The sequence below is a fragment of the Synechococcus sp. R8-2 genome, assembly GCF_047461715.1.
Lineage (GTDB): Bacteria > Cyanobacteriota > Cyanobacteriia > Thermostichales > Thermostichaceae > Thermostichus.
In genome coordinates this window covers 1-2,991 of record NZ_JANSHQ010000108.1, presented here as the reverse complement: position 1 = coordinate 2,991, position 2,991 = coordinate 1, and the positions used below count along the sequence as shown (strand labels likewise).

The 2,991-nt window shown below is 58.3% G+C and carries 2 protein-coding genes; both read right to left on the bottom strand.

The window, feature by feature from the left end; genetic code table 11:
• Positions 1–82: 82 nt before the first annotated feature.
• Entirely contained in the window at positions 83–1,147 is a 1,065-nt protein-coding gene (locus NW819_RS02975; protein WP_414412841.1) for a Gfo/Idh/MocA family oxidoreductase, read from the bottom strand.
• Between the two features lie 109 nt (positions 1,148–1,256).
• A complete protein-coding gene (locus NW819_RS02970; protein ID WP_414408208.1) occupies positions 1,257–2,834 on the bottom strand; it encodes a phospholipid carrier-dependent glycosyltransferase in 1,578 nt (525 codons plus the stop codon).
• Positions 2,835–2,991: the final 157 nt, after the last annotated feature.

Sequence of the window (2,991 nt, the reverse complement as noted above, 5' to 3'; positions counted from 1 at the left end):
GCTCCTGCGATTTCTAGCTGATGCTGGAATGGCTATGGGCCAACAACAGGGCTCTGCCCCCATCTGGGGCTTGCGTTAAAGACTAGGATAGGAGACTACGGCGGGGCTTGGCTTCGCTCCAGGCACATCCATCCAAAGCAATCCGCTCTACCTCCGAGGCCAGCCTCAAAGCTTTCAGGGCCTGTTCCCCACCTACGGAAGGTTGGTTGCCTCCCCGCACGCAGTTGATGAAGTGCTCCAGTTCGGCATGCAGCTTGTCGATATTGTCGGTGTGGACTTTCTCAATCAAACAATCCCGCTGGTAGGGCATTTGGCCGTAGTCGCTGGTGCTGCCGACGGATCTCTGGCGGTACACCGAGATCTCATTGTGTAGAAAATCTGCTTCTACCAAGGCATTCTTGCAGTGGACGGCAATTTTGCGCACCTTGCGGTGGGTGACCTTGCTGGCAGTGAGGGTGGCGATGGCACCGTTGGCAAAAGTGAGAGTAGCCGTGACGTAGTCCAGGTAGCCCAGCTTGGAGATGCGGTTGCCGCTGGCGGTAATTCGGGTCACGGGAGATGGGATCAGCTCCAGCAACAGATCGATGTCGTGGATCATCAAGTCGAATACCACCGACACATCGCTGGCGCGGTCGGAATAGGGGCTGAGACGGTGAGCCTCGAAAGCCAGAGGTTCTTCACTTTGCAAGACTTGGCCCAGCTTTTGGAAAACAGGGCTGAAGCGCTCGATGTGCCCCACCTGCAAAATACAATTGCAATCGGCAGCTCGGTTCACCAGCGATTCTGCTTCGCTGATGCTGGCAGCGATGGGCTTTTCGATCAGCACATGTACCCCGGCCTCCAGGCAGGCCATACCCACCTCGTGGTGCAGAACCGTCGGCACGGCAATGGCCACGGCAGCTACATGGGGCAGCAGATCGCGGTAGTCCTCATAGAAATGAACGCGGTGGCGGCTGGCCACATCCAATCCCCGTTCCACGTTGATATCCGCTACCCCCACGACCCGCACATCCTTCATCAGGCTGAAAACGCGGGTGTGGTGCTGGCCCATGTTGCCTACCCCGATCACCCCAACCGGGACAGCTTGCTCTGAATAAGCCAGTGGACGGCGGGGAGAGTTGGCAGAACTCGGGCAAGATCGGGCCATGACGTTTCCACTACCTCCACCACAAGGGTTTCGCGAACCTCGCTCCATCTTTCGGTAACGGAGCGCCGCATTTCACGAAACAAACTTCACAAAGCTTACCATGCCTCCCTTAGATCCAGTTCAAGCCGGGGATGGGCGGCAGGTGCAGCGGGGGCTGTTGGCAGGATTGGGGGCTGAAACAGAACAGCGGCACCGGGCTAGAGCGAAACCACATGCGGGCGTAGAATCCGCTTGGACTGAGGGGCAGGCCAAGCCAAACGGGGAAAAAGAAGACAAAGGACGCCAAAACCAAGGCCACCGCCGTGATGCTCGCCCCGCGCCAAAAGCGGCGATAGCTCTGCCAGCCCAGCAGCACCAACCAAGCCAGGGCTAGGGTGCTAAACGCCAGAGCGCTCATGTAGTGGTAGATAAAAACGCAGCGGCTGACCCTAAACCAAGGCAGGTAATTGGCCGCATAGCCAATCAAAATGAAGGCTTCGAGACCGTGAAAGTGGCGGATCCCTCGCCAGACAAGCACCAAGATGGATCCCGTCCCCAGCCACCACAGCCAAGGATTGCCCAAGCCATGAACAGCTTGCCAGAGGTTGCCCTGACTGCCGAAGTAGTAGGCCACGGGGCGGCCCAGAATTGGCCAGGACCAAGCTCCTGCCGAGGCCAAGGGCGTAGTCAGCCAAGGACGCAAAGCCGGGAACCAAGCCACCAGGGATCGCAAGCTGGTGGAGCAGTAGGGGTGAACAGGGGTCTCTTCGTTCACCACCAGGTGGGCTGCCATGTGGCCGCCGTAGATGGATTGGTTGATGAGCACCAGGGATCGGAAATAATTCTGGATGCCCGTCCAGCTCCAATCCAGAGTTAGTCCCTGTTGGGGATTCAGCTGCAGGTGCGGGATCCACTGAATGGCGTAAAAGGCCAGCGGAGCGAGGACGAAGCAGAACGCATAGTGCCACCAGCGCAGATGACGAATCTGGCTCAAAATGCCCAACCGTGGGATCCACTGCGGGCGCAGCCAGACCACCCCCCAGACGAGGATCCCCAACAGAGCAAACATGAAGGTAAACCAGAGGCCATTCCACTTCACCGAAGCTGCCGCCCCCAACAGGATCCCGGAGCAAGCAAAGTGAGCAGCCCGTCGCCAACCTTGGTCTTCTAGACCTCTCAGCAACAGAATGGTCGCTGCCAGCCCAAAGGCTACCAGATACACGTTGATCAGGCCAAAGCGGGATTCCACCAGAAACACCCCATCGGTCAGCAGCAAAACCCCGCTCAACAGAGCAAAGCCCACGTGGTAGGTGAGGCGGTAGGCTAAACCGGTCAGCAACAGAGGGATCAGGGATCCGCAAAAAGCAGTGGCGAAGCGGAATCCCCACTCGTTGCGGCCAAACACCCGAATGCTGAGGGCAATGAAGTACTTTCCCAGGGGGGGATGCACATCGTAAAAAGGCTTACCATCCAAGTAATTCTGGGCAAACTCCGGGAAGTACACCTCATCGAACACAGGTGCCGGGAACTCGTCCAGCCGCCATAGGCGGAGCCCCAGGCCCACCAGAAAGATCCCCAGCGCTCCCCATACCAGCCACTGTCGGGATCCCACAGCACTGTGCGGGGATCCGAGGATGGGCACAGCTAGCAGCAAGCTGCCCTGAGACCGCTCCGGCCCGGGGTCAATGGGGGTTGGCTCTCCAGTCATGGATAGGGCACTCTCAACACTCCGGCGAGGATCCCTAGGGATCCCCAGTGTTACTTTAGCCGACCGTGAAAGTCTAAGCGATTCCAAAGCAAACCACTGCTAGACTGTAGAATTGAATACAAAGTTGGCCAACTTCTGGCCAGTACCCTGTCTGCGC